This is a genomic window from uncultured Veillonella sp. (assembly GCF_915069625.1).
In the GTDB taxonomy this organism is placed as follows: domain Bacteria; phylum Bacillota; class Negativicutes; order Veillonellales; family Veillonellaceae; genus Veillonella.
Genome location: NZ_CAJZFD010000112.1, coordinates 1 through 6,683 on the forward strand (window position 1 = coordinate 1; position 6,683 = coordinate 6,683).

At 37.8% G+C, this 6,683-nt stretch carries 6 protein-coding genes; 2 read left to right on the forward strand and 4 right to left on the reverse strand.

Annotation, left to right across the window (positions count from 1 at the left end; all coding sequences use genetic code 11):
- Positions 1-119 precede the first annotated feature (119 nt).
- Positions 120-1,160 carry a YeiH family protein gene (locus tag QZ548_RS06745; RefSeq protein WP_039969534.1) on the forward strand — a complete coding sequence of 347 codons (1,041 nt, stop codon included), beginning with the start codon at positions 120-122 and terminating at the stop codon, positions 1,158-1,160.
- A 135-nt stretch (positions 1,161-1,295) separates the two neighbouring features.
- Complete coding sequence (locus QZ548_RS06750; protein ID WP_295869229.1) at positions 1,296-1,910, forward strand: LysE/ArgO family amino acid transporter; 615 nt, start codon at positions 1,296-1,298, stop codon at positions 1,908-1,910.
- 146 nt (positions 1,911-2,056) lie between these two features.
- On the opposite strand, the gene QZ548_RS06755 is transcribed toward QZ548_RS06750, so the two are convergent.
- From QZ548_RS06755 to QZ548_RS06770, 4 genes are all read right to left on the reverse strand, one after another.
- Positions 2,057-2,941, reverse strand: a complete 885-nt coding sequence (locus QZ548_RS06755; protein ID WP_005387647.1) for a LysR family transcriptional regulator — start codon at positions 2,939-2,941, stop codon at positions 2,057-2,059.
- 75 nt (positions 2,942-3,016) lie between these two features.
- A complete protein-coding gene (locus QZ548_RS06760) occupies positions 3,017-4,216 on the reverse strand; it encodes an MFS transporter (protein WP_295869232.1) in 1,200 nt (399 codons plus the stop codon).
- 205 nt (positions 4,217-4,421) lie between these two features.
- Positions 4,422-5,027 (reverse strand): hypothetical protein, encoded by a 606-nt coding sequence (locus QZ548_RS06765; RefSeq protein ID WP_005387645.1) that lies wholly within the window; start codon positions 5,025-5,027, stop codon positions 4,422-4,424.
- Positions 5,028-5,168: 141 nt separating this feature from the next.
- Positions 5,169-6,440, reverse strand: coding sequence for a putative porin (locus QZ548_RS06770; protein WP_295869234.1), 1,272 nt, complete (start codon positions 6,438-6,440; stop codon positions 5,169-5,171).
- Positions 6,441-6,683: the final 243 nt, after the last annotated feature.

Consider the following 6,683-nt stretch of genomic DNA (forward strand, 5'->3'; position numbering starts at 1 on the left):
TCTTACATTAATGGTAGATTATAATTCCCCCAATGTGGTACTATTAAAACTATAGAAGAGAAACGCCACATGATACCACATATGACGTGAACTGTATGTACAGTAAGGAGGTTTTTATTATGGGTATCAATCAAAAAACGTTGCCAGGCATTCTGCTCTGCGCGGTCCTCGCTATTCCTTGTTGGCTATTAGGCCTAGAGTTTCACCTTATCGGTAGTCCAATCTTTGCTATCATCTTGGGTATAATTATTGGCTCCGTATTCACATCTTGGAAGCGCGAAAAAACTGGTGCCGGCATTGGATTTACATCTAAAAAGATTTTACAATGGGCCGTTATTTTATTGGGCTTTGGCTTAAACATTACACAGATTTTACATGTAGGTTGGATTTCATTACCTGTCATTATTTCAACCATCGCTACATCCTTAATCGTGTCCTATGTTATCTATCGCCTTACTCATATCGACTCTAATACAGCTGTGCTTATCGGCGTAGGCTCCTCCATCTGTGGTGGTTCTGCCATCGCTGCGGCTGCACCAGTCATCAAAGCAGAGGATCAAGATATTGCACAAGCTATCTCCGTTGTATTCTTCTTCAATGTAGTAGCAGCATTTGTATTTCCTCCATTCGGTGATGCTATCGGTCTTTCCAACATGGGCTTTGGCCTATTCGCTGGTACAGCCGTAAACGATACATCCTCTGTAACAGCTACAGCAGCCGTATGGGATAGTATGAAAGGTACTGGTACACAAGTACTAGAATATGCGACAATCGTTAAATTAACACGTACCCTCGCTATCATTCCTATCTGTTTAGGTTTAGCAAGTTACCAAGTATATAAAGCAAAACAAAATGCTGCTCAAACTGATGGCGGCAGTGTTAGCATCGCTAAAATCTTCCCTAAATTTGTATTATACTTTGTAATTTGTTCTCTCATTACAACAGCTTTATCCTATGCGAATGTAGATATTCAATTCTTGAGCGTATTCAAAACTATTTCTAAGTACTTTATTACAATGGCAATGGTTGCTATCGGTCTTAATACGAATATTGTAAAATTGATAAAATCCGGTGGTTCCGCTCTTGCATTAGGTGCTTGTTGTTGGGTTGCTATTACAGCAGTCAGCCTAGCTGCACAACATATGATTGGTTTATGGTAAGAAATATACATACCAATTTTAATATGATATAATTGTATATAGTTAGAATAGTAATAACCCCTCCAGTAATGGAGGGGTTTCGTGCTACTATTCACCTTATTAGTACTTTATCATACTATAGTTAGGAGGGTTAACATGTACTTCTTACAAGGACTTCTTGTCGGTCTCGCAACATTTGCCCCTGTTGGCATGCAAAACCTCTTTATCATTAATACAGCATTGGTACAACCCATACGTCGTATCATATTAACCCTTATCATACTGGCACTATTTGATATGAGTCTCAGTACGGCGGCCTTTTTTGGCATCGGTGCGATCCTTGAAATGTGTCCTCTTACCAAGCTTATCGTGCTCCTCTTTGGGGGCTTACTGATTGTGTACATGGGCTTTAATATTTTCAGAACTGAACCAGATATACGCAATGTTAACACGCATATCCCTATTCGTAAGATTATCATATCTGCTATCGCTGTATCTTGGGGCAATCCTCAAGCAGTACTTGATGCAACTATGATGCTCGGTGCTTTTCAAGCTAATATCCCAGAAGAGAACATTTACCACTTCTTTGGCGGTTTTTTAGTTATGACACCAATTTGGTTTGGATCCTTAGCCGCTACCATGCATCTGTTAGCAAAAAAAATCAAAATCACCCATATGGCTTGGATCAACCGCTTCTGTGGCGCTGTCCTCGTCATTTATGGTATAAAATTGTTCATCGATGGGGTTACAATGTTTTTAGAATATATTTAATCAAAATATCTCCAATAGTATAATCCTTAAACAACAAAGCCGTTAGCATATGCTAACGGCTTTTATATTGCAAATATCTGTTGTTATACAAATATCTTTTGTTATATAACGATGAATTTTATTTTACTATAATTCATCTTCGTATATTAAAACTCTGACAAAACTTGATTGAACATTTCTCTAAAGGCTTCTACATAGGTATTACTTTGATTTCGTTGAGATACAAAGTAATAATTACGTTCCATGGATTTACCATGGTTGGTCAATACCTTGCGCTCAATACCAGGCATGGAGTCGGTTAAATATTTAAAACGATCTAATAACAGTAAGCCTTGTTGGCCTGCTACTAAATAGCGCGCTTCTTCTAAGGTACGAGCATACGCAAAGGCACCAGCATAACCAATGGCCTTACGATAGTGCTCCTCCTCTCCTATCGTATACTTACCACGGCATACTAGGATAAGCGGTAAATCATCAATCGTTTTAATTTCAACGCTACCTTCCTTTGTATACCCTTGTGGCACCTCAATCACGGTAGTTGCTTTATCAATCAAATGACTTTCAAAATCATCAGACAAAATCTGCCACTGATCATTAAAAATCACATCTACACGGCGATCATCTAACATGCCATACAGTTCTTCATGACTACCACTATACATACGGATATCTAGATTTTTATAGCGCTTCGCCATGCGAATGACCGTTTGCTGCATGGCCATTCCACTATAACGATTCAAATAACCAATCCGCAAACTGACACGTGCATCTGTGCCAATACGTGTTGTTTCTACCTTAATATCATGAAAGCGTTCTAGCAATTTTTTACCAGATCGATATAGATATTGTCCCGCTGGTGTTAGGTGAAAGCTTCTCTTTTCCCTCACCATCAGCTCCACACCAAGACTTGTTTCAAGGGCTTTAATTTGTTGTGAAATAGCAGATTGAGACACATATTGCTCTGTCGCAGCTTGGGTAAAACTATTATTATCAACTACACACACAAAATACTCTAATTGTTTTAATAACATAACGATACACTCTCATCTCTCTTATAGTTAGTGACCTACACCACTAACATACTTCACAACAACTACCAACCCCTCTCATTGGTATTTGCTACACACAACTAAATTACGGTATACAAACCAGGAAGCTACAAAGAATATAGCCGCTGTAGACCAGAATACAGCACCATACCCAAAGGCACGTGCAATCACACCACTAATAACAGGCCCCAACACATTGCCCATCATAGCTACGCTAGATACAGCCCCGAAGACAATACCGCGTCGTTCAATAGGAACAGCCTTAGATATTAGTGTATTTGCAATTGGTGTAATAAAGCCCATAAAGAATCCTGCAATAGCACGGAATATACCAAGGCCCCATATGCTAGGCATTAAGTATTGCAAGATAAATAGGGACCCCACAGCCCATGTAGCGGTAAAGATAATCCGTGGCATCGTCAACCGTTGTGTAACCTTACTGATTGAAATGGATGCCAATGCGCTAAACAAACCAGCTCCAAAGATAATGATGCCCACAATAGTAGCAACAAATTCATCATTCACAGACATATAATGTTTGATATAAAGCGGTAAGATTGGACCAATGCCAGTAATACCAAAATTACACAAAAACTGCATCGCTACTAATAGGCGAACTCGGGGTATCATTAAAAATGATTTAATCAAAGAAATCTGTGATTCTTGAGCATCAACCTTGTGCTTAAACTGCAGATTAGGCATTAAGAAATAAATACCTAATAAGCAAATTCCAGTCAATCCAGAAAATACAAAGAATGGTGCCCTATAACCTAATAGATCGGCCGCTAAGCCCCCCATAAGAGGTCCAAACACGAGCCCCATCACCATAGAGGCTTGATATAGCCCCATCGCCCATGGCACCTTTTCCTCAGGCGTTATGAGGACAATAATAGCTAAACCTATCGGTACATAGCCACCTACTACACCTTGCAAAATTCTTAGAACCAATAGCTGAGACGGGGTTTGTGTGAAAGCACAGGCCCCTACTGTAACCATTAAGGTAAATAAGATAAACATCATTACCTTACGTGGTCCCAGTTGATTTGCCTTGCGCGACCAATACGGTGCACTGAGCGCTACCATACAAGGCGTTACACCTGATACGATACCAGCCCACATAGCAGCTTCACCTGGATTGTGTAATCCTAGCTCTATAAGAAATAACGGTAGGAATGATAGCACCCCTATAATCGTTATGCCCCCACCGATCTGTATAATACAGATCAGATAAATAATTCGTTTCCAAGAAGAATCCATAATGACCTTCTTTCTTAACTTTTAAGGTTATTATATACTCTATTTCATTAATAGACTGTATATTTTTAAGGATTTATAGAATATAAACCCATAATATTATTGTATCCTAAACAGAAAAAAAAGACCATCTCTTATCACATAAAGGATAGAGATGGTCTTTATACTATATGACTTTCAACCTCATCCAAAAGGTATGACAATCATACTATTTTTGTTTGAACATCCAGTAGATGTAATAGATAACAAGTGCATATGTTACTACATCAAATACTGGTAAGAATGGCACCATTTTAGATAAACGGCCAAAACCATGCACGTGAATATTTGCCGCAATGATGGCAATTAGATTTAAACGATGAATCCAGATTGCTTTTTTACGGGATACGGACTTTGCCATGTTGCCAACCCAAGGTGATAAGTACAACACTGCAAAGATAAGAGCAATAAACATCGCTACAAGGGAGATATAGCCGCCCCAGAAACCTAAGAAGGATTTCAATGCTTTTAGGAAGTATACATACCAGTGTGCACATACGAGAATGACACTGACAATACCTACGATGCGATGAACTTCAAACATTTCCTTTGGATTATATCGTTTGATAAACCATTTTGGTTTTGTCGCAATGTATGTCAATACAAGCCATGCAACATAAGGAACAAGGCCTAAATGAACCTTCCAGTTGCCGAATGGTCGGCCACCTGTTACATAACCATATTCAACCATGCCCATAAAAATTAATGATAAAACTGCAATCCAAATCAAAATATGATATTTACTCTTAAACTGCTTTTTTACTACTTCTGCCATATAAACCTCACTATTTCTTATACAAACTACTAGTATACATCTAGTTGGTCTAATGTAGCATGCTAAACAATTTCAATCCACATAGCATTCTACTTAGAACTAATCATTGATTAACTATCAGCCTAATCGTAAGCATCAAAATTAGAATTTGAAGTTAAGGTCTGCACGGTAGTAATCATTTACACGATTGCCGTCTTGTGTTTTAGCATTAAAGCCATAGTATGCATTAATACCAATATTTTTCTCTGGTGCATAAGATGCACCTAATTGCCATGCTTTATAACCTTCATACCGTGTTTTCTTTAATAAATCATTAGATTCATATTTTTGCGTTTTAAATACAGGTGCATTTTTAGCTTGATCAAAGTAATCTAAGCGGATAGTCCAAGAGTTCTTCTTGTTAATTTTATAATCGCCCCATTTAACGCCTACGTTCCAAATATCAGAATCACTTAAGCCAGATGCTTTTACCCACTCGCCATCAATACCGAATTTACCAACATTGTATTTAGCATTAAAGCCATATACATTATCGAATTCGTTATTTTTCTTGCCATTACCCATACGTACATTCGTTGTACCAACATGAGCAAACATACCGCCAAAGCTAAAGCGATCATTAACAGCTACATTGGCATTGATAAGACCTACATCACCATTATCACCTTTACTAGTCTTAGCAAAACGGCCTGCTGTCATATAACCATACGCACCATTTAATGTAACTTTTTTACCTACCTTAGCTGTAGCACCTACACCATCAAAGTTAGAGCTATAAATCAAGCCGCCACCAAATTTTTGAGTATAACGACCAGCATCAACTACAACATTTTTACCGAATTTGTGCTCTACATATGCTAGATCCCAATTAGCTTGAGCATCTTTAGAACTATCACCTAACTCAATAGAGCCTGTTGTAATACGTGCTTTCACAGATGTGTTTTTATTAACCTTTGCATCTAAGCCTAAACGTACACGAGCTGTAACTTTATCCTCGTAATCATAACCATCGATTCCCTCTTTACCGATGTAGTTGATACGAGCATCACCAGTAACTTTAACATTACCTACGCGGTCTTCTAATTTAGCTACACGCACACCGAGTGTATTCAATTCATTGGAAAACTCGTCAGCTAAGCGATTCAACATAGTTTGTTGTTCTGCATTGGCACGATCTTGATTAGCCATGCCTTTGGCAATCATTTGAGCCATTTCGTAACGGGTAATGTTGTTTTGGCCTTTGAAAGTACCATCAGGATAACCATTGATGATACCAGCTGTAGCCAATTGATCTACGGCTTGGTATGCCCAGCTATCGGATGGAACATCAGAAAATGGGTTAACAGCAAAGGCTGTAGCCACACCCATCATGGCTGCTACTGCAAAAGCACTAGTCATTTTACGTTTAATCATAATAAACCTCACACAATAAATAATGATTAATAAAAAATGAAAAGATAACGAATTATATGGATATAATTATCATTATCATATTTAACATACAAATAATATCAGCTTTCATTATGCAAGTAAATAGATAATGTATATCAATCTCACAATCATTTATGCATCAAACTGATAATATAGAATATTTTATTTCCTAATAATATAAATCTTCAAAGATAAAGTGTATTTTTCTATTAATTTAAAAGAATT

Bases quoted from the DNA above. Each gene is read 5' to 3' on its own strand.
- QZ548_RS06765 (WP_005387645.1), bottom strand. From the start codon at position 5,027: ATGGCAGAAGTAGTAAAAAAGCAGTTTAAGAGTAAATATCATATTTTG.
- QZ548_RS06745 (WP_039969534.1), top strand. From the start codon at position 120: ATGGGTATCAATCAAAAAACGTTGCCAGGCATTCTGCTCTGCGCGGTC.
- QZ548_RS06760 (WP_295869232.1), bottom strand. From the start codon at position 4,216: ATGGATTCTTCTTGGAAACGAATTATTTATCTGATCTGTATTATACAG.
- QZ548_RS06750 (WP_295869229.1), top strand. From the start codon at position 1,296: ATGTACTTCTTACAAGGACTTCTTGTCGGTCTCGCAACATTTGCCCCT.
- QZ548_RS06755 (WP_005387647.1), bottom strand. From the start codon at position 2,941: ATGTTATTAAAACAATTAGAGTATTTTGTGTGTGTAGTTGATAATAAT.
- QZ548_RS06770 (WP_295869234.1), bottom strand. From the start codon at position 6,440: ATGATTAAACGTAAAATGACTAGTGCTTTTGCAGTAGCAGCCATGATG.